The sequence below is a fragment of the Acidobacteriota bacterium genome (assembly GCA_009838525.1).
Lineage (GTDB): Bacteria > Acidobacteriota > Vicinamibacteria > Vicinamibacterales > UBA8438 > VXRJ01.
Genome location: VXRJ01000018.1, coordinates 353,881 through 379,723 on the forward strand (window position 1 = coordinate 353,881; position 25,843 = coordinate 379,723).

27 protein-coding genes are annotated in these 25,843 nt (G+C 66.7%); 18 read left to right on the forward strand and 9 right to left on the reverse strand.

Annotated elements, in window-relative coordinates; translation table 11 throughout:
• The first annotated feature begins 9 nt into the window (after nt 1–9).
• The 8 genes from F4Y45_07470 to bioA all read left to right on the forward strand — a co-directional run bounded on the left by F4Y45_07470 (nt 10) and on the right by bioA (nt 9,557).
• Nucleotides 10–1,350, forward strand: a complete 1,341-nt coding sequence (locus tag F4Y45_07470; protein ID MXY24345.1) for a PQQ-binding-like beta-propeller repeat protein — start codon at nt 10–12, stop codon at nt 1,348–1,350.
• Nucleotides 1,351–1,478: 128 nt separating this feature from the next.
• Nucleotides 1,479–2,795: a glycosyltransferase family 4 protein gene (locus tag F4Y45_07475; GenBank protein ID MXY24346.1), complete on the forward strand. Its 1,317-nt coding sequence runs from the start codon at nt 1,479–1,481 to the stop codon at nt 2,793–2,795.
• 255 nt (nt 2,796–3,050) lie between these two features.
• Nucleotides 3,051–3,947, forward strand: coding sequence for a serine hydrolase (locus tag F4Y45_07480; protein MXY24347.1), 897 nt, complete (start codon nt 3,051–3,053; stop codon nt 3,945–3,947).
• 144 nt (nt 3,948–4,091) lie between these two features.
• Nucleotides 4,092–5,057, forward strand: coding sequence for an SMP-30/gluconolactonase/LRE family protein (locus F4Y45_07485; GenBank protein MXY24348.1), 966 nt, complete (start codon nt 4,092–4,094; stop codon nt 5,055–5,057).
• 152 nt (nt 5,058–5,209) lie between these two features.
• Nucleotides 5,210–6,385, forward strand: a complete 1,176-nt coding sequence (locus tag F4Y45_07490) for an epoxide hydrolase 1 (protein MXY24349.1) — start codon at nt 5,210–5,212, stop codon at nt 6,383–6,385.
• Between the two features lie 165 nt (nt 6,386–6,550).
• Complete coding sequence (locus tag F4Y45_07495; protein ID MXY24350.1) at nt 6,551–7,723, forward strand: epoxide hydrolase 1; 1,173 nt, start codon at nt 6,551–6,553, stop codon at nt 7,721–7,723.
• Nucleotides 7,724–7,906: 183 nt separating this feature from the next.
• Nucleotides 7,907–8,263, forward strand: coding sequence for a hypothetical protein (locus F4Y45_07500; protein MXY24351.1), 357 nt, complete (start codon nt 7,907–7,909; stop codon nt 8,261–8,263).
• 16 nt (nt 8,264–8,279) lie between these two features.
• Nucleotides 8,280–9,557 carry an adenosylmethionine--8-amino-7-oxononanoate transaminase gene (gene bioA / locus F4Y45_07505; GenBank protein ID MXY24352.1) on the forward strand — a complete coding sequence of 426 codons (1,278 nt, stop codon included), beginning with the start codon at nt 8,280–8,282 and terminating at the stop codon, nt 9,555–9,557.
• Between the two features lie 12 nt (nt 9,558–9,569).
• Here bioA and F4Y45_07510 read toward each other — a convergent pair whose 3' ends face one another.
• Entirely contained in the window at nt 9,570–10,526 is a 957-nt protein-coding gene (locus F4Y45_07510; protein MXY24353.1) for an alpha/beta hydrolase, read from the reverse strand.
• 14 nt (nt 10,527–10,540) lie between these two features.
• Nucleotides 10,541–11,383 (reverse strand): arsenite methyltransferase, encoded by an 843-nt coding sequence (gene arsM, locus F4Y45_07515; protein ID MXY24354.1) that lies wholly within the window; start codon nt 11,381–11,383, stop codon nt 10,541–10,543.
• A 37-nt stretch (nt 11,384–11,420) separates the two neighbouring features.
• On the opposite strand from arsM, the gene F4Y45_07520 reads away from it, so the two are divergent.
• Complete coding sequence (locus tag F4Y45_07520) at nt 11,421–13,061, forward strand: AMP-binding protein (protein ID MXY24355.1); 1,641 nt, start codon at nt 11,421–11,423, stop codon at nt 13,059–13,061.
• An 18-nt stretch (nt 13,062–13,079) separates the two neighbouring features.
• On the opposite strand, the gene F4Y45_07525 is transcribed toward F4Y45_07520, so the two are convergent.
• Entirely contained in the window at nt 13,080–13,874 is a 795-nt protein-coding gene (locus tag F4Y45_07525) for a hypothetical protein (GenBank protein ID MXY24356.1), read from the reverse strand.
• Nucleotides 13,867–14,478 (reverse strand): PadR family transcriptional regulator, encoded by a 612-nt coding sequence (locus F4Y45_07530; protein ID MXY24357.1) that lies wholly within the window; start codon nt 14,476–14,478, stop codon nt 13,867–13,869. Before F4Y45_07530 ends, F4Y45_07525 begins: the two co-directional genes overlap by 8 nt.
• Nucleotides 14,479–14,574: 96 nt before the next feature.
• On the opposite strand from F4Y45_07530, the gene F4Y45_07535 reads away from it, so the two are divergent.
• Nucleotides 14,575–15,288, forward strand: a complete 714-nt coding sequence (locus tag F4Y45_07535; protein MXY24358.1) for a haloacid dehalogenase type II — start codon at nt 14,575–14,577, stop codon at nt 15,286–15,288.
• Between the two features lie 18 nt (nt 15,289–15,306).
• Here F4Y45_07535 and F4Y45_07540 read toward each other — a convergent pair whose 3' ends face one another.
• Both F4Y45_07540 and F4Y45_07545 read right to left on the reverse strand, forming a co-directional pair.
• Nucleotides 15,307–16,101: a PhzF family phenazine biosynthesis protein gene (locus F4Y45_07540; protein MXY24359.1), complete on the reverse strand. Its 795-nt coding sequence runs from the start codon at nt 16,099–16,101 to the stop codon at nt 15,307–15,309.
• Nucleotides 16,092–16,544 carry a hypothetical protein gene (locus F4Y45_07545; protein ID MXY24360.1) on the reverse strand — a complete coding sequence of 151 codons (453 nt, stop codon included), beginning with the start codon at nt 16,542–16,544 and terminating at the stop codon, nt 16,092–16,094. Before F4Y45_07545 ends, F4Y45_07540 begins: the two co-directional genes overlap by 10 nt.
• A 205-nt stretch (nt 16,545–16,749) precedes the next feature.
• Between F4Y45_07545 and F4Y45_07550 the strand changes: the two genes are divergently transcribed.
• The 3 genes from F4Y45_07550 to F4Y45_07560 all read left to right on the forward strand — a co-directional run bounded on the left by F4Y45_07550 (nt 16,750) and on the right by F4Y45_07560 (nt 17,868).
• Entirely contained in the window at nt 16,750–16,992 is a 243-nt protein-coding gene (locus tag F4Y45_07550; protein MXY24361.1) for a type II toxin-antitoxin system prevent-host-death family antitoxin, read from the forward strand.
• Nucleotides 16,992–17,372 (forward strand): type II toxin-antitoxin system VapC family toxin, encoded by a 381-nt coding sequence (locus F4Y45_07555; protein ID MXY24362.1) that lies wholly within the window; start codon nt 16,992–16,994, stop codon nt 17,370–17,372. Before F4Y45_07550 ends, F4Y45_07555 begins: the two co-directional genes overlap by 1 nt.
• Before the next feature lie 109 nt (nt 17,373–17,481).
• Nucleotides 17,482–17,868 (forward strand): hypothetical protein, encoded by a 387-nt coding sequence (locus F4Y45_07560; protein MXY24363.1) that lies wholly within the window; start codon nt 17,482–17,484, stop codon nt 17,866–17,868.
• Between the two features lie 81 nt (nt 17,869–17,949).
• Here the strand turns inward: F4Y45_07560 and F4Y45_07565 are convergent, their stop codons facing one another.
• Entirely contained in the window at nt 17,950–18,186 is a 237-nt protein-coding gene (locus tag F4Y45_07565; protein MXY24364.1) for an HNH endonuclease, read from the reverse strand.
• A 351-nt stretch (nt 18,187–18,537) separates the two neighbouring features.
• Between F4Y45_07565 and F4Y45_07570 the strand changes: the two genes are divergently transcribed.
• Together F4Y45_07570 and F4Y45_07575 are read left to right on the forward strand one after the other, a co-directional pair.
• Entirely contained in the window at nt 18,538–21,276 is a 2,739-nt protein-coding gene (locus tag F4Y45_07570; GenBank protein ID MXY24365.1) for a hypothetical protein, read from the forward strand.
• 36 nt (nt 21,277–21,312) lie between these two features.
• Nucleotides 21,313–21,738, forward strand: coding sequence for a hypothetical protein (locus F4Y45_07575; protein MXY24366.1), 426 nt, complete (start codon nt 21,313–21,315; stop codon nt 21,736–21,738).
• On the opposite strand, the gene F4Y45_07580 is transcribed toward F4Y45_07575, so the two are convergent.
• Complete coding sequence (locus F4Y45_07580) at nt 21,735–22,472, reverse strand: haloacid dehalogenase type II (protein MXY24367.1); 738 nt, start codon at nt 22,470–22,472, stop codon at nt 21,735–21,737. The genes F4Y45_07575 and F4Y45_07580 overlap by 4 nt on opposite strands.
• A 48-nt stretch (nt 22,473–22,520) precedes the next feature.
• Nucleotides 22,521–22,898: a cupin domain-containing protein gene (locus F4Y45_07585; GenBank protein MXY24368.1), complete on the reverse strand. Its 378-nt coding sequence runs from the start codon at nt 22,896–22,898 to the stop codon at nt 22,521–22,523.
• Nucleotides 22,899–22,933: 35 nt separating this feature from the next.
• On the opposite strand from F4Y45_07585, the gene F4Y45_07590 reads away from it, so the two are divergent.
• From F4Y45_07590 to F4Y45_07600, 3 genes are read left to right on the forward strand one after another with little or no spacing between them, the layout of a single operon-like run.
• Entirely contained in the window at nt 22,934–23,728 is a 795-nt protein-coding gene (locus tag F4Y45_07590) for a proline hydroxylase (protein MXY24369.1), read from the forward strand.
• A 10-nt stretch (nt 23,729–23,738) separates the two neighbouring features.
• A complete protein-coding gene (locus F4Y45_07595) occupies nt 23,739–25,049 on the forward strand; it encodes a flagellar biosynthesis protein FlgA (GenBank protein MXY24370.1) in 1,311 nt (436 codons plus the stop codon).
• The gene (locus F4Y45_07600; GenBank protein MXY24371.1) at nt 25,049–25,831 is read left to right on the forward strand and encodes a hypothetical protein; all 783 of its coding nucleotides are present in this window, start codon (nt 25,049–25,051) and stop codon (nt 25,829–25,831) included. Before F4Y45_07595 ends, F4Y45_07600 begins: the two co-directional genes overlap by 1 nt.
• The last annotated feature ends 12 nt before the right edge of the window (nt 25,832–25,843 follow it).

The following is a 25,843-nucleotide window of genomic DNA, read 5'->3' on the forward strand; positions in this document are numbered from 1 at the left end:
CTTCTTCACATGGTGCGCCGACCCACGGCGCGCCTCGCCGCCGTCGGTTGCCTCATTGTGCTCGGTGCCGCGACACTTCTGGCTCAGGCCCCGGAAGGCGACGACTGGCCGCAGTGGCGCGGGCCACTGGCGACCGGTGTCGCTCCGTCGGGCAATCCACCGCTCCGCTGGAGCGAGACGGAGAACATACGCTGGAAGATCCCCATTCCCGGTGGCGGCTCCGCTTCGCCGATCGTGTGGGGCGACCATGTCTTTGTCCTGACCGCGGTCCCCGCGGGGGAAGGTGAAGGTGGCACCGGCTTCTTCGGCCGGCTTCGCAACCGCATCATGGGAACCACCGGGTCCGATGAGTTGCTGCACTTCGTCATCGTGGCGATCAACCGCCGCGACGGCTCGGTCGCCTGGGAGCGGACGGCGGTTACCCAGCAGCCGCACGAGGGACGTCACAACACGAACAGTTGGGCATCCGCCTCCGCGGTGACGGACGGGGAAGTGGTATGCGCGTTCTTCGGGTCGCGTGGCCTCTACTGCTACGACATGGACGGGACGCCGCTGTGGGACCACGACTTCGGCGATATGCGGATCCGCCTCGGATTCGGCGAGGGGGCGTCGCCCGTGCTGCACGGCGACTCGATCATCGTGCTCTGGGATCATCAGGGACCCTCGTTCGTTACGGCGCTCGACAAGCGGACCGGCGCCGAACGCTGGCGCGTCGACCGGGCTGAAGAGACGACCTGGACGACGCCGCTCGTCGTCGAGCATGACGGTCAGGCCCAGGTGATAACGAGCGCCACCGACCGCATACGGAGTTACTCGGCGGAGACCGGTGCGCTCCTCTGGGAGGGGGAGGGCGTCACGCTGAACGCCATCCCGTCACCCGTGGCGGCCGACGGGGTGGTCTACCTGATGAGTGGCTACCGCGGGAACCGGCTGTATGCCGTCGACCTGTCTCGCGCGCAGGGCGAGATCACCGAGAGCGACGCGATCGTCTGGTCTCTTGAGCGCGATACGCCGTATGTGCCGTCACCCGTCCTGCACGATGGCATTCTCTATTTCACCAAGAGCAATTCGGGGATACTCTCGGCCCACGATGCGGCTACCGGCCGTCCGCTCTACGGCCCGGAGCGACTGCCCGGCATCCGAGAGATCTACGCCTCGCCGGTGGTAGCGAACGGCCGGCTCTACATCACGAGCCGCGACGGAACGACGCTGGTAATCGCGACGGGGCCGGAGATGGAGGTGTTGGCGACCAACACCCTGGACGACGCAATCGACGCCTCCGCCGCCGTCGTGGGAGACGAAATCTACCTGCGGGGCGGGCAGTTCCTCTACTGCATTGCCGCTAGCTGACGGGCTTTGCACGGACCGACGTGCGATGGTTTCGGCGCAGCGTGCATATTAAATGCACATGGCGATGCAGTTAATATGCGGAGGCTTGGCGCGTGCCTCATATTAATAGCACGACGTAAGACTTTAGTATGCGGATCCTGACCCTGACCGCGGGCGCAGGCGGCATGTATTGCGGCAGTTGCATCCGCGACAACACGCTGGCGCAAGCGCTCACGCGGCTGGGTCACGAGCCGATTCTGGTTCCGCTCTACACGCCTCCCCGCACCGACGAACCCAGCGCCAGCAGCGGACGTCGCATCTTCTTCGGCGGCGTCAGCGTGTTCCTGGAGCAGCAGGCCGGTTTCTTCCGGGGGACGCCGTGGCTGGTCGATCGTCTCTGGGATTCACGCTGGCTCCTGCGGCTCGTGTCGAAGTTGGGGATGCCGACGCAGCCGGAGGCGCTCGGCGCGCTCACAGTTTCCATGCTGGAGGGTCGCCACGGCCACCAGCGCAAGGAATTCGACAAGCTGCTTCACTGGCTTCGCACCGAACCGCGTCCCGATGTCGTCGACATTTCGTACTCGCTGCTGATTTCGCTGGCGCCGGAGCTGCGCGCCGCCCTCGACCGTCCCATTTGCTGCACGCTGCAGGGAGAGGACATCTTCCTCGACCACCTGGTCGAGCCTTACCACAGCCGCGCCCTGGCGTTGATCCGGCAGCACGCGCAGGCGGTCGATCGTTTCATCGCGGTGAGCGACTACTACGCTGGCCATATGGCGGAATACCTGCAGATTCCGGGAGCGAAGATCGACGTTGTGCCGTTGGGCATCACCGCCGACAACTATCCGCCGCAGGATCGCGGCGAGAAGGGCGATGCGCCGTTCACTATCGGCTATCTGGGACGCATCGCGCCGGAAAAGGGAGTGCACCTGCTCGCCGATGCCTATCACCGCCTGCGCTCCGATGGTCAGCTGGAGGGCAGCCGCCTCGAGCTGGCCGGCTGGGTCGGCCCCGAGCACCGTGGCTATCTCGACGGCATCCTCGCATCGGTCCGTGAGCGGGGCCTGGGCGACGCCGTGCACTACCGCGGCGTTCTGGAGCTCGAGGACAAGGTAGCGTTTCTTGGCCGCCTCGATCTGTTTGCCGTCCCCGCTACCTACGACGACCCGAAGGGACTGTCGCTGATCGAAGCTATGGCCTGCGGCACGCCGGTCGTCGCGGCCCGCCGCGGCACCTATGTCGAGCTGCTCGAGCGCACGGGCGGCGGCGTATTGATTCCCCCGGACGATATCGACGCCCTGACGGAGACACTCCGGTGTCTCCACGAAGATGGCGATTCGCGCCGCGAGCTTGCCACGCGTGGCGCCGCCGCCACTCGTGAGCACTACACCGCCGAGGTGATGGCCCGCCGCGCCCTTGACGTATATCGGCGGCTCACCGAGCGTCCCGAAGCCGCGACGGCATAGTCCAGTCCGTTCGCGCCGTCCGTCTTAGGTGCGATCCGCCGGGGCGGAGATATAATCGCCCCTTCTCGGTCTATGTTCATGACGCGAGGCTCGGCGTTTCCTGCGGCGGCACTGTCGGCCGCTCTGGCGGTTGGCGGCCTCGTCCTTTCGGCCGCCGAGACGCGGACGATACCTGGGCTGCCATCCCTGGCGGCGGAGGCTCGGGATGCGATCGTCGATCGTGCCGGGGAGTTGCCCCGCCTCCGCAGCCTGCTCATGTCGGTCGACGGCGAGCTGATTGAAGAGCATTACTTCAACGGCACGAGCGAGCGGACCGTTGCCAACCTGAAGTCGGCGTCGAAGTCGATCATCTCGGTCCTGGTGGGGATCGCCATCAACCGGGGCGACATCCGGAGCGTCGGTCAGCCCATTGTCGATTTCTTCCCGGAAGAGCTGGCCGGCGCCGAGGCGCCGAGGCGGTCGATCACGGTAGAGGACCTGCTGACGATGCGAGCCGGCCTCGAGACCACCTCGAACCGGAACTACGGCCGGTGGGTGCAGAGCCGCAACTGGGTGCGGCACGTGCTGACACGGCCGATGGTGGACCAGCCCGGCGGGCGGATGATCTACAGCACCGGGAGCACGCACCTGCTCTCAGCCATCCTGACCCGCGCCACGGGCATGAGCACGCTGGAGTACGGGCGCCGCTACCTCGCGCGGCCCCTCGGCATCACGCTGCCGGCCTGGTTGCGCGACCCGCAGGGCGTCTATTTTGGCGGCAACGAGATGACCATGACGCCGCGCGCGATGATGGCAGTGGGCGACCTCTACCGGCGCGGCGGATCAGTTGACGGGTTCGAGGTAGTGTCGCCCGAGTGGGTGCGGGAGTCGTTCACGCCTCGTACCGCGTCCCGCTACAGCCGGCGTCAGTACGGCTACGGCTGGTGGATGCGCCTGTTGGGCGGACACCCCGCGTACTACGCGTGGGGCTACGGCGGTCAGTTCATATTTGTCGTTCCGGACCTGGACAGCGTGATCGTGGCCACGTCGTCGCCGAATCCCGGAGACGGTCGGCGTACGCACCGGCGGGAGCTGGACAGGCTGCTCGAGCGGCAACTGGTGCCCGCACTCCGGCGGGCCAAGGCAGCGGCGACAGCGAACGGGAACAGCTAGAGCCATGTTCTAGGGACGGGAGTTAACGACATGCCTGACGACAGCACAACGAAGAGGACAACGCTGCTTGTGACGCTGGCGGCGTTGAGCGTGGCGGCGGGTGCGGCCTGCGGCGGGGGCGGAGGGGGCGAACCGGCACCCGCGATGGAGGAGTCGGCCGACGGCGCGCCGGTGACCGAACCCGCCGGCGCGGGCAGCATTCTGCGGGTCGACTCGCGTCTTGACGCGCTGGTGCCGACCGGCGCGCAGATCGAGAAACTGGCGGACGGCTACGTCTTCACCGAGGGGCCGGTTTGGATCCGGAGCGAGTCACGCCTTCTGTTCTCCGATGTCCGGGCCAACGCCATCCATGAGTGGTCGGAAGAGGCAGGCGCCAGCCCCTTCATCGATCCGGTCTTCGAAGGCGATGCGGAGGGGCTCCGGTCGCTCTCGTCGAACGGACTCACGCTCGACGCCGAGGGCCGCGTAGTCATCTGCGAGCATGGCAACCGGCGCATCTCGCGGCTCGAGCCGGACGGCACGCGGACCACGCTGGTGGACAACTTCGAGGGTAGCCGCCTCAACAGTCCGAACGACGCGGCGTACGGCTCGGACGGATCGCTCTACTTCACGGATCCGCCCTACGGGCTGGAGGGTCTGGAGGAGTCGCCACTGCGCGAGCTGGACTTCAACGGCGTTTACCGCCTCCACCCGGACGGCGAACTGGAGCTTCTGGTGCGGGATCAGAGCCGCCCGAACGGCATCGCCCTCTCACCCGATGAATCGGTCCTGTACGTTGCCAACTCCGACGAGAACCAGAAGGTCTGGTTCGCGTACGACCTGGACGAGAACGGCGCGAGCAACGGCCGCATCTTCTACGACGTGAACGATCAGACGGCCGAGGGCGGGGCCGACGGCCTGAAGGTTGACCGCGCGGGTCACCTCTTCGCCACCGGCCCGGGAGGCGTCTGGGTCTTCGCGCCGGACGGCAGCCACCTCGGCACGATCATGCCGGACGAGGTGCCGGCCAACGTCGGCTGGGGCGACGACGGGCGTACGCTCTATATGACGGCGCGGACCGGCCTCTATCGCATCGCCCTCTCCACGCAGGGCGTTCTCCCAGGACCATGAAGAATACAGAAGCTTCGCTCACCGACCGGTGCGCCGGCCTCCAGGCCGGCATTCTCCATTGCGCCGGCATTCTGATTATCACGGCGCTCGCCACGGCATGCGCCGGCCAACCGCCGCCGGTCCCCGCCGCCGGCTCCGGCCCCCCGCCCGCGATGGAGCTCCCAGAGAACACCACCGGCGATCCGGAAGCGATCCGTCCGTTCACGATCGACGTTCCCGACGCCGTGCTCGACGACCTCCAGGCACGTCTCCACCGCACCCGCCTGCCCGATCAGCTACCGGGCACGGGCTGGGACTACGGCACGGAGCGCTCCTATCTGGACGAGTTGCTCGTCTACTGGCGTGATGAATTCGACTGGCGCGTCCAGGAATCGATGCTGAACGAGTTCGATCAGTACCTCACCACGATCGACGGTCTCGACATCCACTTCATTCATCAGCGGTCTCCCCACGAGGACGCCCTCCCGCTCCTCATCACCCACGGCTGGCCCGGCTCGGTCATGGAGTTCCACAAGATCATCGGGCCGCTCACCGATCCGACCGCGTACGGCGGCGATGCGGCCGACGCGTTCCATGTCGTCGCACCGTCGATCCCCGGATACGGCTTTTCCGACAAGCCGGCCGAGCCCGGCTACCACCCGGAGAAGATGGCCGAGCTGTTCGGCAAGCTGATGGGGCGGCTTGGCTACGAGCGGTGGGGCGCGCAGGGCGGCGACTGGGGGAGCAGCATCAGCCGCTGGCAGGCGGTCCACCACCCGGACCGGGTGGTGGGCGTCCACCTGAACATGGTGTCGGCGCCACGCCCCGACGTGGACGACCCGGAGGCGGGCGTGCCGCCGGACGAGCTGGCCCGGACGCGCGAGCGCCAGGAAGCCTTCGCGGACGAGCGGGGCTACAGCAACGTGCAGGGGACGAAACCGCAGTCCCTCGGCTACGGGCTGAACGATTCGCCGGCCGGCCTCGCCGCCTGGATTGTCGAGAAGTTCCACACCTGGTGCGACTGCAACGGTGACGTAGAAAGCCGCTTCACGAAGGACGAGCTGCTGACGAACGTCACCATCTACTGGGTGACGCAGACGATCACGTCGTCGACGCGAATCTACTACGAGTCACGCCGCGCGCCGCGCCGCGGCACCGGCTACATCGAGACGCCGGTCGGCGGCGCCATTTTTCCGAAGGAAATCACCATCCCGCCCCGCGCGTGGGCCGAGGCGGCGTACAACCTGGTGCATTGGACCGAGATGCCCGAGGGGGGACACTTCGCCGCCCTGGAGCAGCCGGACCTGCTGACGGAGGACGTCCGGGCGTTCTACCGGGGGTTGAGGTAAGACAACATGCATTCATGGTACGCCCCTCGGTGCGCCGGCCGATGCGTCGGCCTCCAGGCCGGCATTCGCCGGTATGCCGGCCTTTTGCTCGTCGCCTCCATCGCCGCCGCGTGTGCTTCCGGGCCGCCGCCAACGGGCGAAACACCGTCTGGACCCCCACCCGCCATGGAACTTCCCGCCAACACGACCGGCGACCCCGAGGCCATCCGCCCGTTCACGATCGACGTGCCGGCCGCAGTCCTGGACGACCTCCGACTGCGCCTGGAGCAGACGCGGCTGCCCGATCAACTGCCCGGCACGGGCTGGGACTACGGCACGGAGCGCGCCTATCTGGAGGAGTTGCTCACCTACTGGCGTGATGAATTCGACTGGCGCGCCCAGGAGACGATGCTGAACCAGTTCGATCAGTACCGCACGACGATCGACGGCCTCGACATCCACTTCATCCATCAGCGGTCGCCTCATGAGGATGCACTGCCGCTCGTCATCACGCACGGCTGGCCCGGCTCGATTCTGGAGTTCCACAAGATCATCGGGCCGCTGACCGACCCGACCGCGCACGGCGGCGACGCGGCCGACGCGTTCCACGTGATTGCGCCCTCGATTCCGGGTTACGGCTTCTCCGACAAGCCGACCGAACGGGGCTATCACCCGGAGAAGATGGCGGAGATCATCGGAGAACTCGTGGAACGGCTCGGCTACGAACGCTACGGCGTCCAGGGTGGCGACTGGGGGAGCATCATCAGCCGCTGGCAGGCGGCGCAGCATCCGGATCGGGTCGTGGGCGTTCACATCAACATGGTTACCGCGGGTCCGCCGCCTGGCGCCGACCCGACGGAAGGCGTGCCGCCGGAGGAAATGGCCCGGTTCCAGGCGAGGAACGAGTTCTGGCAGGGTGAGCAGGCCTACCTGAACCTGCAGGGAACCAAGCCGCAGACGCTCGGTTACGGGCTGAACGACTCCCCGGCCGGTCTCGCCGCCTGGATCGTCGAGAAGTTCCACACCTGGTGCGACTGCAACGCGGATGTCGAGAGCCGCTTCACGAAGGACGAGTTGCTGACGAACATCACCATTTACTGGGCGACCCAGACGATGACGTCGTCGACGCGTATCTACTACGAGTCGCGGAGGGCGCCCCGTGGAACCGGCTACATCGAGGTGCCGGTCGGCTGCGCCATCTTCCCTGGGGAGATCTTCCTCCCGCCGCGCGCATGGGTGGAGGCGTCGCACAACGTCACACGCTGGACCGAAATGCCCGAAGGCGGACACTTCGCCGCGCTTGAGCAGCCGGAGCTCCTCACCGACGACATCCGCGCCTTCTTCCAGGACCTCCGGTAGCGTTCAGACCGTTCAACAGGAGCAGGAGCAGGACCGATGACCACGACCTTTCTGCACCGCGCGTTCACCGTCGCCTGGCTTCCCGTCCTCTGTCTTGGCGCCGGTTTCTTGCTGGGCCTGGCCGCCTCCGGCGGCAACAACGGAATCGCCGACGGAGCATTGCACGCCCAGGAGCGCACGCCGATCCGCGTCACGCGCATCTACACCGGAGACGACGGCAAGACGCACGCCGAAGAGTACGACGTGCCGCTCACCTCACAGCGCGGCGCCACCGAGCTCTCCGACCCCGTCGACGTCGCCAGCGTCCAGTTCCGCCGCACGTCGCCCGACTACTTCATCGACTGGCACACCGCGCCCCGCCGCCAGTACGTGATTACCCTTGCAGGCGAAAGCGAGGTGGAGATCGGCGACGGATCAGTCATCCGCCTCCACCCGGGCCACATCCTCCTCGCGGAGGATACGACCGGCCAGGGCCATATCTCCCGGGCCGTCGGCGTGGACGATCGAATCTCGATCTTTCTTCCGCTGGTCGAGCAGTAGATACGGGCGCGCGCCCGTGACCGATTCCCTAGCGTTCGACCGGCGCCACATCTGGCACCCCTACACGTCGATGGTCGATCCACTGCCGGTGTATCAGGCGGTGTCCGCCGAAGGCGTGCGCATCCGGCTCGCGGACGGCCGCGAACTGATCGATGGCATGGCGTCATGGTGGTGCGCCATCCACGGCTACAACCATCCCGCTCTCAACGCCGTCATGCGGCAGCAGCTCGACGACACCGCGCACGTCATGTTTGGCGGCCTCACCCACGAACCGGCGATCGAGCTGGCGCGGCTGCTGATCGAGTTGACTCCGCCCGGCCTGCAGCACGTGTTCTTCTGCGATTCCGGTTCGGTCGCGGTGGAAGTGGCACTCAAGATGGCGCTTCAGCACTGGCACGCGCAGGGGCACCCCGGGAAGCGGCGGTTCGCGACCATTCGGGGCGGCTACCACGGCGACACTCTCGGCGCCATGGGCGTCTGCGATCCCGTAACCGGCATGCACGAACGCTTTCGCGGCATCCTGCCCGATCACCGGTTTGCCGACCGGCCCAGAACCCGTCCGGGAGAGCCGCTTCACCCGGACGACGAGGCGGGTATCCGGCGCATCCTCGAGGAACATCACGCCGAGATTGCCGCGGTCGTGCTCGAGCCGATCGTGCAGGGGGCGGGCGGCATGTGGTTCTATGACGCCGCGTACCTGCGACACGTCAGGACGCTCTGCGACCGGTTCGACGTGCTGCTGATCCTGGACGAGATTGCCACCGGTTTCGGGCGCACCGGCCGGATGTTCGCCTGCGAGCACGCCGGCGTGGCGCCGGACGTCCTCTGCCTCGGGAAGGCGATGACCGGCGGCTACCTCAGTCAGGCCGCGACGCTTGCCACGACGCGTGTTGCCCGGGGGGTCTCCGCGGACGGCGGCGTGCTGATGCACGGGCCCACCTTCATGGCCAACCCGCTTGCTTGCGCGGTCTCGAAGCGGAGCGTCGAACTGCTCCTCGAAGGGCCGTGGGAGGAGCGGGTGGCGTCCATCGAGACCCAATTGGCGGCGGAACTCGGGCGCTACGCGACGCATCCCGCGGTGGCCGACGTGCGCGTGCTCGGGGCGATCGGCGTTGTGCAGACGCGCGCTGCCGTGCCGGTGGCGGCCCTCCAGCGGATCTTCGTGGAAGCGGGCGTCTGGATCCGGCCGTTCAGCGACCTGATCTACCTGATGCCGCCCTACGTGATCGACGCTGACGAACTCACGCAGCTCACGCGGGCCATCGGTATGGGGCTGGACGCAATGGTGGAATGACGTCTGTCGGCGTCAGTCCCGATGTGGGGAAAGCCCGGGTGGCAGCTTCTCGTCGAAGAACGTCAGCACACGATCCCGGTACTCGTCCGGGGCATCTATCGATACCCGGTCGTGGGATGAGCCCGGGAAGATCCAGAGGTCGTAGACGGCAGGTCCCGCCGCGGCGGCGATGCGGTGGGCGTGGTCGACCGGGATAAGCCGGTCCGCCTCGGCATGAATGACGAACAGCGAGTCCGGTGGGAGTCCCGCGACCACATCCACCGGGTTGACGATGGACGCATCCGCGTCGAACACCGTTCGCGTGAAAAAGAGGATGGGCGGATTGAAGAAACCCGGCAGTCCGCTCGCGATGGGCAGTTGCCGGGCCAGAAGGTCGTCGAGCCGGGCGAAGCTGCTGTCAGCCACGATGTTGCGGACGTCGGGTGAACCCGCGGATGCCAACAGGACCGCGGCGGCGCCCATCGAGTGAGCCCAGAACCCCATGCGTTCCGACCGAAACCCGCGGGCCTTGAGGTGGTCGACCGCGCCCAGCAGGTCGCCCTGCTCGGCCCATCCCAGCGTGTAGCGGACGCCGCCGGACTCGCCGTGCGCGCGGAAGTCGAACAGCAGCGCGTTGAAGCCCGCGTCGACGAGGGCCGCGGCATGGGGCACCAGCTCGCCGTCGTCACCGGTGCGGGTCGAGTTGCGCCCGTGCGCGATGACCACCACGCGGTCGCTGCCGTCGGCCGGGGCGAACCAGCCGCGCAAGGGAATGCCATCGCCGCGGCTGTCGAACGCTACGTCTTCGTAGGTCAGGTTCAGGGCCGCGGGTGACGACACCAGGGCGCGGCGGCGCGGTTTCGTCAGCGTCTCGGCGGCGGCCAGGGCGACGGCGAGGTATGCCAGCAGGACGGCGGAGACGATGGACGGGAGGGCGACCGCCAGGACGGGGTGCCGCCGCCAGACGGCCGGACGACCAGCTTCGGGCATCGCGGAAGGCGCCGTCAGCTCCCCGGCAGGGGCTTCGTCGCGCGCACGAAGGCGGACATGAACCGTCCGGCCACGGTGCGCGCGATGCTGTCCGCGTCTTCCGTCCGGTTGGCTACGAGCGCGCGGGTTTCCTCGAGATCGTAGACCCGGGTCGGCTCAATGGCGATGTTGCTGAACCCGGCCGTCGCCAGATAGTCGCGGTACTGCGTTTCTTCAAGGGCTCCCGCCACGCAGCAGATCCAGAGTTCTACGCTCTCGCGGATACGTCCATCGACTGCGCCGCGCACCACGATGTCGGACACGGCCAGCCGCCCGCCGGGCCGAAGGACCCGGAACGCCTCGTCCAGCACGCGCGGCTTGTCGGCGGAGAGGTTGATGACGCAGTTCGAGATGATCACGTCCACAACGGCGTCCGGCAGCGGGATGTTCTCGATCTCGCCCCTGAGGAATTCGACGTTCGTGACGCTGGCGTTCGCCTGGTTCGCCCGCGCCAGTTCGAGCATATCGTCCGTCATGTCCAGGCCGTAGGCCTTGCCCGCCGGCCCGACGCGGCGGGCGGAGAGCAGGACGTCGATCCCGCCGCCGGAGCCGAGATCCAGGACTACCTCGCCGGGGGAGAGTTCGGCAAGGGCGGTCGGGTTGCCGCATCCCCGCGACGCCAGCAGGGCAGCGTGCGGCAGCCCGCCCGTCTCGTCGGCGGAGTAGAGGTTCGCGGTTACGGGGTCGACCAACTCCACCGGTTCGGAACCGCAGCAGGATGTCCCGGCGGATCCACCGTCGCCATCAGCTTCGGCCGCGGCTTGGCGTGCCGCCGCGCCGTACCGGTCACGGACGGCGGTGCGCAGATTCTCGTCCATACAACCCGATTCTACCGGCTCACTATAATCGGGCGCGGTGGCCGCATCTTCGTACGTGCACGGCGCAACCGACGCGCCCCTGCTGGGCGAGACCGTCGGCGAGAACCTTCGCGCCACGGTCGAACGGTTCCCCGAGCGCGATGCTCTTGTCGTTTGCGACCAGGGCTTTCGGGCCAGTTACCGGCAACTCTGGGACCTGACCACGCGCCTCGCGCTCGCGCTCCTCGCCCACGGCATAGCCCGCGGCGACCGCGTCGGGATCTGGGCGCCCAACCGCTACGAGTGGGTCGTCACGCAGTATGCGACCGCCCGTATCGGCGCGATACTCGTCAACGTCAACCCGGCGTACCGGGCTCACGAGCTGGAGTACGCGCTCAAGCAGTCCGGAATCCGCTTCCTCCTGCACGCCCGGCGGTTCCGTTCGGCCGACTACGCGGCGATTGTCGGCAGCGTCCGCGCCGGCTGTCCGGCACTGACCGAAACGGTGGTTCTGGACGACGGGTGGGACGCGCTGCTCGAGGAATCGGCCGCTGTCGACGACGCCACGCTCGCCGAACGCGAGGCGAGCCTACGCTTCGACGACCCGATCAACATCCAGTACACGTCGGGCACGACCGGTGCGCCCAAGGGGGCGACCCTCTCGCACCACAACATCCTGAACAACGGGTACTTCTGCGGCGAGATCCTGGGCTATACGGAAGCTGACCGAATCGCGGTGCCGGTTCCCTTCTACCACTGCTTCGGCATGGTCATCGGTAACCTCGCCTGCACGTCGCACGGGTCGTGCATCGTCGTGCCGTCCGAAGGCTTCGATCCGGCCGCCACCCTCGCCGCGGTCGAGAAAGAACGGTGCACGTCCATCTACGGCGTGCCGACGATGTTCATCGCCCAGTTGAACCACGCCGACTTCGACCGAACGGATTTCTCGTCGCTGCGCACCGGCGTGATGGCCGGCTCGCCCTGCCCGATCGAGGTGATGAAGCAGGTTCGCGAGCGGATGAACGTCCGCGAGATAACCATCTGCTACGGCATGACCGAGACGTCGCCCGTCTCGACCCAGACCCGCGTCGACGACTCGGTCGAGAGGCGCGTCTCCAGCGTGGGCCGCATCCATCCACACGCCGAAATCAAGGTCATTGATCCGGAGACCGGCCGGGTAGTGCCACGGGGAACGTCCGGGGAGCTCTGCACGCGTGGCTATTGCGTCATGCTCGGCTACTGGGATGACCCGAAGGCGACGGCCGTGGCGATAGACGAAGCACGCTGGATGCACACGGGCGATCTCGCGACCATGGACGGCGATGGCTACGTCAGGATCGTCGGGCGCATCAAGGACATGATCATCCGCGGGGGCGAGAACGTCTACCCGCGGGAAGTGGAGGAGTTCCTCTATACGCATCCCGACATCGAGGATGCCCAGGTCATCGGTGTGCCGTCGGCCCGGTACGGCGAAGAAGTGATGGCGTGGGTGAGGCTGAAGGCGGGCGCCGCCGTGACCGGGGAGCAGCTGCGCGCCTTCTGTCACGGCGAGATCGCGACCTACAAGATCCCGCGCTACTGGAAGTTCGTTGAGAGCTTCCCGCTGACCGTCACCGGCAAGGTGCAGAAATACAAGATGCGCGAGATTTCGACCGCCGAGTTGAAGTTGACGGCGGCGGCCGGTATCGAAACCGCCTGACGCGCTCGGCGCCGGCTGCTAGCGGGTTCGTGCGCCTGGCATCGCGACCTGCTCCGGTAGCTCTCCAAACTTCCGTTTGTAGTAACGCGTCCAGACATGAAGCGCCGGGATGCCGACTGCGGCCGGCAGAATCCATGGCAGGAAGGACCATGTGCCCTGCATGAGGGCGCCGTCGAACAGGCGTTGACCGCCGAAGACGAGGAAAGCGGTATGGAAGGCGATTCCCGCTCCTCCCATTGTCTCCATGTGCTTGTACCACCAGGCCATTGGCGTGGGGCGGGGATTCGCGAGGAATCGGCGATCTTCGAAGTAGCCGGCGATGCCGAAGGCTCCCAGCGCCATCGGGATCAGGAACGGGCCGCCGCTGCTACGGACGACGTGGAACAGGCCGAAGACGACTAGCGCCATGCCGGCTGCGACCTGCGCCAGGTTGAGGGCCCGGAGGCGCCACCCTGCGAACTGGTCCGGCTGGCGGCGCGTCCGCGTCGCGCGGAGACCCCACTCGACGCCGGCCAGCAGCAGAAGACCAAGGAAACCGAGAATGGCGACGAACATGATTTCGCTGGCAGGGACCTCTGCCAACGTCAGCGCACCGGGCCGGCCGGCCCAGCTCGACGGATGCAGCAGCGCCCAGAAGGTAGAACCGATCGCAGTCAGCGCCACGACATAGGCGCACCAGACGAACACGCGGCCAGCGCCGACGTGCAGGCGGCCGCCCTTTCGCGCAAGGACCGGGATCCAAAAGGCCGCAAGGCCGACGAACCCGGTCGAGATGTGCAGCCCGCGAAGCAGGTCGTGAATCGTCTCAGCCACCGCCAAGCGCCTCGGTCGGCTCCGCTACATTCTCGGCGGCGACGGGGCGGGGCCGCCGCCGGCGTTCGATTCGCTCCAGCGCTTCGTCGCACCAGTCGATCTTGGCCAGCAGCGAGCGTACGCCCATGCGCACGGCCAGATAAACGTGAAAGTCCTCGGCGCCGAGGGACTCCAGGCGGGAGCCATCCGCCCCCGCGGTATCCGATTCCGCCTGCCGCAAGAGCGCCAAAAACGTGGTCAGCCGGGAGCGCAGTTCCAGGATGAAATCACCGGTCGCTTCCAGGTCGTCCACTTCGTGCATGAAGCACAGTTGGGCGATATAGGCGAATCGTTCGGTGCCCATCTGCGGGCCGGCGGTGAGCCAGCGCATCAGTTCCTCGCGTCCGTCGGTGGTCCGCTGATAAACGCGCCGCGTCGGGCCTTTGGCTGGCGGTTCCAGCCAGCTCCGCAGCAAGCGGCGTTCCTCCAGCTTCTTCAGGGCCCGATAGATCTGGCTCAATTCGGCCGACCAGAAGTGGCGGGCGCCCTCGCTGAAGTCGCGCTTGATGTCGTAGCCGCTCGCCGGCTTGCCGAGCATGCCGAGCAGGATGTGGTCAAGGCTCATTCTGGAGTCCGTACGGAGACAACTATAGCACTAGTCATATAGAAGGCAGTCCCGCATTCGACCCGATGGCCCGGCTGCGGGCAGAATACGCACACGATGTCCACCGACGAGTTGGGCTGGCTACGCCCGGAGGTCGCCGCCCTGATGTTCGATCAGTACGGCACCGTCGTCGACATGCAGGGCGGCCTGACGGAGATGGCCGCGCCTTTCCTGGCGGAGAAGGGGTGGCGCGGCGACCCCCACCGCTTCGTCACCTGGTGGCGGCGGACGCACTTCGAGGACTCGATGATCGACGCCCTGTGCGATGCGGGTCACACCTCCTACCGCCGGATCGGGGAGCGTGCCGTATCGCAGGTGATGCGGCGGGCCGGGATCGACTTCACCGACGACGACGCGCGCCGGCTGGTCGCCTGCATCGAGCGGTTGAAGCCTTTCCCCGACGTACTCGAGGCGCTCTCGCGGCTACGCCGTCACTACCGGCTGGCGATTCTCTCCAATGGCGACCGCGACATGCTGGAGGCAGCGAAGCCGCACGTCGGATTCGGCTTCGACGCAGTGATCTCGGTGGAAGAGGCCGGCTACTTCAAGCCGCACCGGGCGACCTATGCAATGGCGTGCAAGCGGCTCGGTCTCGACCCGGCCCGCGTGCTTTTCGTTGCCAACCACACGTTCGACTGCATCGGGGCCAAGGCGTCCGGGATGCGTACGGCGTTCATCGATCGTCGCCGGCGGCCCTTCGGCGATTCGCCGCACCAGCCCGACCTGATTGTCGAAGACTTCACGGCGCTGGCGAACGCGCTCTGCGACTGAGGCGCGGGATTCGGCGCCTCAGGCCACCAACTCGCCGCGCATCACGGTGACCGCCTGACCCGACAGCAGGACGCGGTCCCCGCGGACCGTGACCCTGACCAGCCCGCCGCGCGCCGATGCCTGCCACGCCGTGAACGCATCCCGGTCGAGCTTGCGCTTCCAGTAGGGTCCCAGGCAGCAGTGGGCGGATCCGGTGACGGGGTCTTCGTCGATACCAGTGCATGGCGCGAAGAACCGCGATACGAAGTCGAACCCCTCGGTTTCGGCGCGGGCGGTGACGATGAGCCCGCGCCCGCCGAGTTCCGCGATCCGTCGCAAATCCGGAGCCAGGCCTCGCACCGTCGCTTCGGTGTCCACTTCGACCAGGTAGTCGAAGCGGTTGCGTCCAACATAAGTTGCCTTGGCTCCGAGGGCATCGGCCAGCCAGGCCGGACCGATCGCCGATTCGTCCGGTTCCGCGGGGAAGTCCATCTCGATCCAGCCGTCGCGTGGGGACGCCGCCAATTGGCCCGAGCGCGTATGGAAGACCAAGGGTGCGTCCGGCGCTGCATGCCCGGATTCCCACAGCACATGGGCGCTTGCCAGCGTGGCGTGGCCGCAAAGGTCGACTTCCACACCGGGCGTGAACCAGCGTAGATCGAAGTCGCCGTCGCTTCGGCGCACGAGGAACGCTGTCTCCGACAGGTTCATCTCGCGCGCCACCCGCTGCATCCAGCCGGCGTCCGCCGGTTCGGGCAGCAGGCAGACCGCGGCCGGGTTGCCTTCGAACGGTTTGGTGGCGAACGCGTCGACCTGTGTGATTGTCAGCGCCATGTTTCGTTCTCGTCTCGCGTGTACCGCAGCGCGGCCACCCCGACCGCGATCAGCATCGCGACCTTCAGGATCTCCAGCAGGACGAAGACCAGGTGCAGGTGACTCTCGCCGACCGGTTCGCCGGCAATCCTCCGCACCGTCCGGTCGTCGAGAAAGGGCATGACGATGAGCCATTGCACGCCAAAGACGAGGATCGGCGCCCCCATCCGTAGCCGGGCATTGGCGGGACGTAACGCCAGGGCCCCGATCAGGGCGGCGCACAGCAGGCTTTCGGCGACGCCCAGCCAGAAGAACTGGGCGCGGCCTACCTCGAGCGTCTGCGCCAGAGTCAGCGAAGCCGCCTGGAACTTGGACGGGGCGGCAATCAGCGACCCGCCGATCGTTACGCCGGCCCAGACCAGGGCGACCACGGGGATGGCGACTGCGTTGCGTGTCACTTGCATGGACTGGCCAGACGCCCAGGAGCCCGTGGTGAAACCCCCGCTGCATTCGAACAGCGACGCATCCCGGCTGAACGGGCAGCGGAGGGTCAGTCTATCGGAAGTGTGCGGTTCGGAGCAGGAGCCCGCAGGGTTGACAGGCTGCGGATGAAATGTGAGACTTAGTCCGACTTAGCTAATTTTTGGAGGCTGGCCAATGAAGGTCAACATGCACGAGGCGAAGTCGCAGCTCTCGCGGCTCGCCAAGGCGGCCTGGGAAGGCGAGGATGTCGTAATCGCCAGGGCCGGCGAGCCGTATCTGCGTCTGGTGCCGTACCGCGAACGGAAGGCTCAACGCAAGCTCGGAGCACTGGAGGGTCGAATCTGGATTGCTCCGGACTTCGATGAAACGCCCCCCGAGGTCATCGAGGCCTTCTGGAACTCGAAGATATTCCCCGACGAAGAGGACTAATCGTGCGCCTGCTACTGGACACGCACGTGTTGCTATGGTCACTGACGGAGCCGCGCAAGCTGAGACGCGAGACACGTGAGGCGCTGGAGGACGAACACAACGATGTATTCGTCAGCGCGGTCAGCGGCTGGGAGATCGCCGTGAAGCGGGCACTCGGAAAACTCCGCGCGCCGGATGACCTGGAAGCGGGCGTCAGGCAGCAGGGTTTCCTGCCGCTGCATCTGACGTTTCTGCACGCGGAACAGGCCGGCGCGCTTCCACCCCATCACGGCGACCCGTTCGACCGGATGCTGGTCGCTCAGGCGCAGGTGGAGGGGCTGGCGATCGTCACGCGTGATGCCCGGATACCGCTCTACGGCATCCGTACGATGAAGGCGTAGTCAGGCAGGCCCGAATTCGCACACGATCGGAAGATGATCGCTCAACCGCTACGGTAGCACTACCGGACCGGACGTCGCGGAAGGCGGTTTCCGCTACGATGGAATCATCATGGGTGCGTTCACCGTCGACTGTGAGCTTCAGGAACTCACCAGAAAGCGACCACCGGTCAACGTCCGGAAGGTGATCGTGGATACGGGCTCCGAGTACACATGGCTGCCGGAAACGGTCTTGGCAGAGGCAGGAATCAGCGTGAGCAAGAAGGGACTGACGTTCGTGATGGCGAACAGCATCACGATTGCGCGTGATGTCGGTTACGCGTACTTGCGCAGCGCCGAGTTCGAGACGGTTGACGAAGTCGTCTTCGCGAAGCCTGGAGATCTGCGCCTGCTTGGCGCGCGCACGATCGAGGGGTTCGCCGCCCTGGTCGATGCACGACAGAAACGCCTCGTCGCATCCGGACCGATACCGGCAGCTGGCCAGGGTCAGGACCAGTAGCCCGACCATTGTTGCCTCCGGCTCCGAGGGCCGCCGCGACCGGTCACGTAATGGTTTTCGGGTATGCGGCAACCGACGCTGTCACGCAGTTGCCTTCTGGCTCCGTGCGAGCGGAACCCCGGTCCAGGCCGGAGGCGCGGACGCCGTTGGCAGCGGGTGCACCGCCGGCTGCGTGGAGCGCGGCTCACCGTAGGCCTCGAGCGTAAGGCCGAAATCCTCCTCGGGCACCGCGCGGTGATGCCGGCGGCACAGCAACACGAGGTTTTCAGGTTTCGTGGCGCCGCCGTGCGCCCAGTGCCTGACGTGGCGCCCGACCAGCCCCCGAGTTCATCGAAGCGTCGGATGCGGACGAGCAGTTTGTAGACGGCGGCGTCGATTGGTTCAACATCCGTTTCGACACGCTGTCGTGACCACCGCGGCCTAGCCGGAAGACGCTCGCCGGATAGCGAAGAACGACCCGACCTGGGAGTCGCGCCTTGCGGCCTCCATTGGCGGGGTGGTTGTGAGGTAATGGCATGCCGCGTCGCCTCAGCGTGACTCCACTGCTCGGTCACCATGTGGTGATGCGGTAGAGGTAGTGTCCACCACGGAAAAAATGGCCTACCCTATAGGGCAGTAGACACTACCGTGGCCGTTCCGCTTCGCCACGGGCAGGGTGGCGCGTCCGGAATGTCCCTACTGTCCTCGCAGCCGTTTCACGCCGCGTCCGATGCCGGCGGAGCAGCCGGCCACGAAGCGCCCGCGTCCAGCATCGTTCCATCCTGGCTGTTGAAGGCAAAGGTGACCGAGGCGGCCCTGCCGGACGGGTACCTGCGGCGTCCACGACTGCTGCAACGCCTCGACGGGCTGCTCGAGCGTCGCCTTACCGTGCTGCGGGCTCCGGCGGGATTCGGCAAGACTACCGTTCTGGCGGACATCGCTTTAGCCGCGCGCGAACAGGAACGGGTGGTCGCATGGGTCTCGCTGGACGATGACGATACGCCGGATGTGTTCGGCGACTACCTTGCCAGTGCCCTCGAGCATGCGGGCTTGGATCTCAGCTCACTCGGCGCGCAGGAGTCGTGGTCGTCGGCGCCAGCCATGCACCGGATCGGAATGCTGGCGCGGGCGGTTGAACGGCACGCGGAGCCTTGCCTGCTGGTGCTTGACGAGGTCGATAGACCGCCGCACTCCACCGTGCGGTTGATCGACCTGCTGTTGAAACGGTTGCCGCCCAATCTGCATGCGGCTGTGGCGTTCCGTGGCGATCCGGGTCTTGAGCTGGCGACGCATCTGCTCGAGGGCGAGGCGATCGTGGTGAATTCGCAGGAGTTTCGATTCACCAAACCGGAGATTGCGCGCTTCTTTGGTGGCGAACTCTCACGGCGCGAGCTGGCGGCGGTGGAGGAGGGGACGGCGGGCTGGCCGGTGGCGCTGCTGGTCCACCGGAACCTGCGGGATCGCGAGGCCGGAGGCCTCGGGGCGGAAGCTACCGTACTGATGCACAACTACATCGGGGTGCGGCTGTTGCGGGATCTGTCGGCGGAGGAGCGCGCCTTCCTCCTCGACCTTGCGGTGTTCGACTGGCTAGAGGCGGACCTTGTGGACGAGGTCCTGGGATCGAGCGAAGCTCGACTGCGGATCATGGGGCTGGCGCCCCTGGACGGCTTGCTGCTACCCGTGGACCGGAACGAAGAGGCGGTTCGACTGCACCCGATGCTCAGAGAGCACTGTCTCAATGTGCTGGCGGTTGACGATCAGGCCCGCAAGGGCAGGTTGCACAAGAAGATCGCACAGGCGCTAATTGGCCGGGGACATCTCACGCCGGCATGGCGCCATGCCCAGGCGACGGGTGATGGCCAGTTGCTGGCTCAACTCATCGAACGCCTCGGGTGCTTCCAGTTGTGGCTGCGGGAGGGTGCCGGGCAACTTGTCTCGGCCGGCCGGTTCCTTACGTCGAAGGTCACGGATCCGTATCCGCGTCTCGAACTCCTCCGCTCCGTTCAACTTCGTCTCTCTTCGAAGCTCGAAGAGGCGCATGAGCTGTTGGAAGCCGTTGCGGTGCGAACCGATGGTTTCACACGCGACCGGGACGGCGGCGACGACGAGGCGTTGGCCGTCGACGGGCTCTTTGCGCAGGCAATACAGTCAGGCTGTGCGCCACCCGCCCCGAGCATCGAGCCCGGGTGCGTCTCGTCGGAATCCGGGATGATGACAGAGAACGATGAACGCGCACGCTCCATCGCGGGCTGCCGGCACATCTGGCTGTGTATCGCCTGCCACGAGCACGCCGACTTCGAAGAGAGTCGGCGGCATGGATTGCAGGCGCGGAAGAACTTGAACGAGTACTCGCACTACGGCGAGGTCATCGTTGATATCTACCAGGGGATGTCTGCGATGGCGCAGGGCCGCGTGGAGGATGCGGTCGAGTCGTACCGTCGGGCGCGGCAGGGAGTCCGGAGCTTCCTTCCTTCGGATTCCTGTCTCAGCGTGAGCATTGACGCGTTGGCGACGGAGCTCGACCTGGAGCGTGATCGTGCGAGAGCGATTCAGAAGCGAACCCTCAAGAGCCTGATGGAGTTGCGGGAAGTCTGGGTCGACATCTACACCGTGGCGTTTGCGGTAAGCGCGGAACTGACCCTTGAGCAACAGGATGAGGAAGCCGTCATTCAGCGTCTGACGGCGATGGTCGGCGACGTAGGCGCGAAGGGAATCGACAACCTGTCGAAGAACCTGTCGGCGCTGCTCGCGAACTACCTGGCGGAAGCCGGGCGCCCGGACGAGGCCGAACGGGTATGGCGGGACCGTGAGCTGCCTTGCGACATGCCTGAACTGCTCGATCTCGACCGGCAGTCGTGGCGCACGGTCGAACTGCTGTCGTGCGCGCGGATTCGGCTGCTCGCCGAGCGCGGCGATTCGGTCGCTGCCGGAGAACTTGCGGACGGTTTGTGCAGGACGGCCTCGGAGCGTGGACTGACTCGCACGCTGATGCGAGGGCTGGCGCTCGCCATGGTTGCGGCATACCGTGCCGGACAGCAGGAACGGGCGCAGGCCCGGCTGGTCGAGTTCCTGCACCTGACCCACAAGGTGGACTTTGTCCGGCCGCTGGTCCGCCATCGGGACATCAGCCGTGCAGTCGCCCGGCAACTGGCGGGCACGGATCTCTCGGAAGATGTCCGGAAGGCGGTCGGTACGGTCCTTGCGCGGCTGGACGAGCCAGCCGGGGCGAACACGGAGATCTTCTCGATGCGGGAGCTGGAGGTGCTCTCGAGAGTGCGGGAGGGCCTGCACAACTCGGAGATCGCCGTTCACCTCGGGGTGACCGATGATGGCGTCCGGTACCACCTGAAGAACATTTACCGCAAGACCGGGGTCAGCAGCCGCGTGCAGGCGGTGCGTTACGCGCAGTCTTTGGGTGTTCTCGCCTAACGCGAGTTGTGATAGCCCGGGGAGGGAGGGTGATCCATGAATGCCGACCGATTGGCAGCGACGGGAGCTGGCGCCTGGAGGATATGGCTGCGAACGGTTCTCGCCGCGGTGGCGGCCACTCTGGCGGTGCGGGCGGCGGCGATCATGACCCTGGACATTCCGGCCGAGTTTCAACCGCTGGCGGTCGCGGGACCGACCGTATTCCTGACCTCCGTCGGCGTCGTGGCCGGGTTGACGGTCGCACTTGCCATCGACAGATGGTCGGCGCGCCCGGTCCAACTGTTTCGCCGGATTGCCATCGCCGCCCTGCTACTTTCGCTGCTTCCCGACTTCTGGTTGCTGACTGACGTGGGCAGCGAGGCCTTTCCGGGCGCCACCGTTCCGGCCGTCGTCACCCTCATGGTGCAGCACGTTGCCGCCGCCGCGGTGGTGATTCTGGTAGCGGGGCGACCGCGTTCCTAAATGGCGAAGGCGGCAGATGCCGCGTCGGCCATCTCGCCGAGTGAGCAGAACACGAAGTTGGTGGACGGCATGGTCGGAACCGGTTCCGTAGCTCCCCAGCTTCCACCCTCCGAGAGCCGCTGCCGGTCGATCCAGGCATTGGCGAGCCCGAAACGGTTCGCCGGTGCGTGATCGTGGTGCAGGCTTTGGGCCGTGTGCAGGATGTCGGTCGGACCCATGCCGAAATCCGCCTTGAGATGGGCCAGCAGGTACTCGAAGTTGGCGTCGGCGGGTTTGTAGGAGCCAATTTCCTCGGCCGTGTAGACGGCATCGAATTCGACACCGAGCTTGCGGCCCGAGGCAGCGATGCCGTCGCGGTGCACGTTGGAGAGGATGACGAGTCGGTAATGCTGCTTGAGAATGCGCAGCGCGTCAGCGGTGTCCGGGAACGCGGGCCAGTGAGGCACGGAGGCGCCGAACGTCTTGTCGAGCATGTTGCTGGTTGGAAGCCCGAAGTGCTCGGCGATGGCGTGGTGCACGCGGGATAGCACGTCCGGATAGGTAAGGTCCGGCGCTGCCTGTTGCTGGCGGCCCTCGCTCTCCGCGAAGGCGCGCAGTGCGACCTCGCGAGTCACACCGGAAGCGGCGTTCTGCATAATCAATGGCTGCAGGGCGTCCCAGATTCCCGTTTCCCAGTCGATCAGCGTGCCGTAGCAATCGAACGTGAGGACGCGGAAGTCGCTGAGTTCACGCATCGCAGTGGGCTCGGGTTGCCGGGTAGCGACTCGGGGGCTGTCGGCGAGCTACTGATCCCGAAAGTAGTCGTCGGTGTGGTCCAGCCAGTCCTGCCGCGGCGGGCTGAAGATGTCGACGTCGAGAGTCTCCTCGAGTGCTTCGGCCTTGTGCGGAACGTTCGACGGCAGATGGAGCACCTCGCCCTCGGCGACGTCGAAGACCTCGGACAGGTCGGCGCCGACCCAGAACCGGAGCTTGCCCTTCAGGATGTACGTGAGCTGCTCGTTGTGATGCGAGTGCTCGGGCACGACTGCGCCTTTCTGCAGGTAGACGTGGGCCACCATCGTGCTCTCGCCGCAGACGATCCGACGGTCGATGCGGTTGGTGACCCGTTCCCGGGGCATCTCGTTCCACGTAAACTTCGTGACGGTCGCGGCGTTGGGCATGGCGCCCAGTGTACGCGAGGGGAGGGAGCACGAGCATGAAGCTGACCGCCGACGAGCTCGCCCGGTTCGACGATCAGGGCTATCTCTTCTTCCCGTCACGTTTTTCGAGGGAGGAAGCGGCGATGCTGCGGGCCGCCGCGGACGATGTCTACGCGCTGGACCGCGAGGAGGTGTGGCGCGAGTCGAGCGGCGTGGCCCGCACCGCGTTTGCCGCGCACACCTACAACGAGGCGTTCCGGCGCCTCGGACGCCACCCGCGCCTGGTCGAGCCGGTCATGCAACTCGTCGATGGGCCGGTCTACATGCACCAGTACAAGGTGAATGCCAAGGCGGCGTTCGATGGCGAGGTCTGGCAGTGGCATCAGGACTTCGGCACCTGGCATCGGGACGACGAGATGCCGGAGCCGCGAGCGATGAACATCGCGGTTTTCCTCGACGAGGTGACGGCTGCCAACGGGCCGTTGCTGTTCCTTCCGGGGAGCCACCGGCAGGGAGTGTTCGACGCCGGCCACGATCTGGAGACGACCAGCTATCCTCTCTGGACTCTTGATCGCGCCACGGTGACGCGCCTTGCGGAGCGGGGCGGATGTGCGGCACCGACCGGGCCCCCCGGCAGCGTGATCGTCTTCGCGTCGACCCTGGTCCACGCGAGCCCGCCGAACATCAGCCCGTTGAGCCGCAGCATCGTCTACCTCTCACTTTGTCACGTCGACAACCACATCCGACGGTTCAAGCGGGCGGCGTGGATCGCACATCGCGACTTCGCGCCCATCGTTCCGCTGGCCGACGACTGTCTCGCCGAGCTCGTGCGGGCCGGCGCGACGGCCTGATCGGGGCTCGATGTATCTCCACGACGAGCTTCGTGCGCGCGCCGACTCAGGCCGACCGGTTCGCGTCGCCCTGATCGGCGCCGGCAAGTTCGGCTCGATGTTCCTGAGCCAGGCGCCATCCACACCGGGAGTGGAAGTGTCCGTGATCGCCGACCTGGATCCCGATCGCGCCCGCAACGCCTGCCGCGCCGTCGGCTGGAGCGAGGGATGTCTCGCGGCGACGCGGTTCATGGACCAGGCGGTGGATGCCATCGGCGACGATGGCGTCGATGTCGTGGTCGAGGCGACCGGGGATCCGGCGGCCGGCATCGGGCATGCCCGCGCCGCGTTCGCGGCGCGACGGCACATCGTGATGGTGAACGTGGAAGCGGACGTGCTGGCCGGGCCGCTGCTGGCCACGGAGGCGCGCGCGGCTGGCGTGGTCTATTCGATGGCCTACGGCGATCAGCCGGCCCTCACATGCGAGCTGGTGGAGTGGGCGCGTTCGTCCGGCTTCGACGTCGTGGCGGCGGGGAAGGGAACGAAGTACCTGCCGGCGTACCACGCCTCGACGCCGGATACGGTGTGGGACCATTACGGGCTCACCGTAGCGGAGGCCGTGGCGGCGGGCATGAACAGCCGAATGTTCAACTCGTTCCTGGACGGCACGAAGTCCGCCATCGAGATGGCCGCCATAGCGAACGCGACCGGCCTGACGCCACCGCCGGATGGGCTGCGGTTCCCGCCGTGCGGACAGCACGACCTCGCGCACGTGCTGCGGCCGTCGGAGGAGGGAGGCCAGCTTCACCACAAGGGGCAGGTCGAGGTGGTGTCGTCGATCGAGCGGGACGGCCGGCCGGTCCCCAACGACCTGCGGTGGGGCGTCTACGTCGTGATCGAGGCGCCCAACGACTACACCGCCGCCTGCTTTCGCCAGTACGGGATGAACACCGACGCGACGGGGCGTTATTCGGCGATGTACAAGCCGTTTCACCTCATCGGGCTGGAGCTGAACGTGTCGATTCTCTCGGCGGGCCTGCTCGGCAAGCCGACCGGCGCCACCCGCGAGTTCGTCGCCGATGTGGTCGCCACCGCGAAGCGTGATCTCGCGGTGGGGGAGATTCTCGACGGCGAGGGCGGGTTCACCGTCTACGGCAAACTGCTTCCGGCGCGGACATCCCTCGACCGTGGCGCGCTGCCGATCGGGCTCGCCCACGGCGTGGTGCTGAACCGGCCTGTCCGTGCGGGCGACGTCGTGCGGTGGCAGGATGTCGAGATGGATTCGTGTCTACCATCGGTGCGGGCGCGGCGCGAAATGGAGGCTCTTGGTGTCACGGCCTGATGCCGCGGAGCTGCGAAGCTACGCATCCCGCGATTGGGGCACTCCCGAACGACTGGCGCGCGGGTGCCGGGCCAGACTGCCAGTGGAGCAGAAGATCCGGCTTGCGATCGATCTCTACGAGGCAGCACGGAGGACACGGCCCGACTGGCCGACGGAAGCGACTCGCCGTGACGACCTTGCGACTCATGAACGCGTCCGCGCTCTCCTGGATCGGGCTGCCCATGTCGGCCGTCGCTGAAGTTCTCGATGTTCTCCGCCGGATGCTCGACGAACGCGGGCTGAGGTGGTTCGTCTTCGGCGCCCAGGCCGTAGCGGTGCGCGGCGCCCCACGCGCGACACAGGACATCGACATCACCGTGCAGGTGGAGCGAACGGGAATTCAGGCACTGGTCAGGTCACTGGAGTCCGCCGGGTTGCGCCACCGTCACCCGGATCTGGCGGATGACCTGCTTGCCCGGGGGGCTGTCGTTCCCCTTGTGCATTCGTCGGGTATGGAGGTCGATCTCGTGGTTGCGGGGTCGGGTCTGGAAACGATGGCGCTCGACCGCGCGAGCCGTGTCGCCATCGATGGCGTCGAGGTGCCCGTGGCGCACGCCACGGATCTCGCCGTGATGAAGGTGCTTGCGGGTCGCGGCAAGGACCTCGACGACCTCCGCTCGTTGCTGGCGGGGGGCGAGGTGGATCTGGAGGAGGCAAGGGATCTGCTGGGCCAGTTTGAGGAAGCCCTTGGACGGGGGGATCTGCTCGCGCGCCTGGAGGAGGCGGTCGCAGCGATCGAGTGACGACGGACCCGC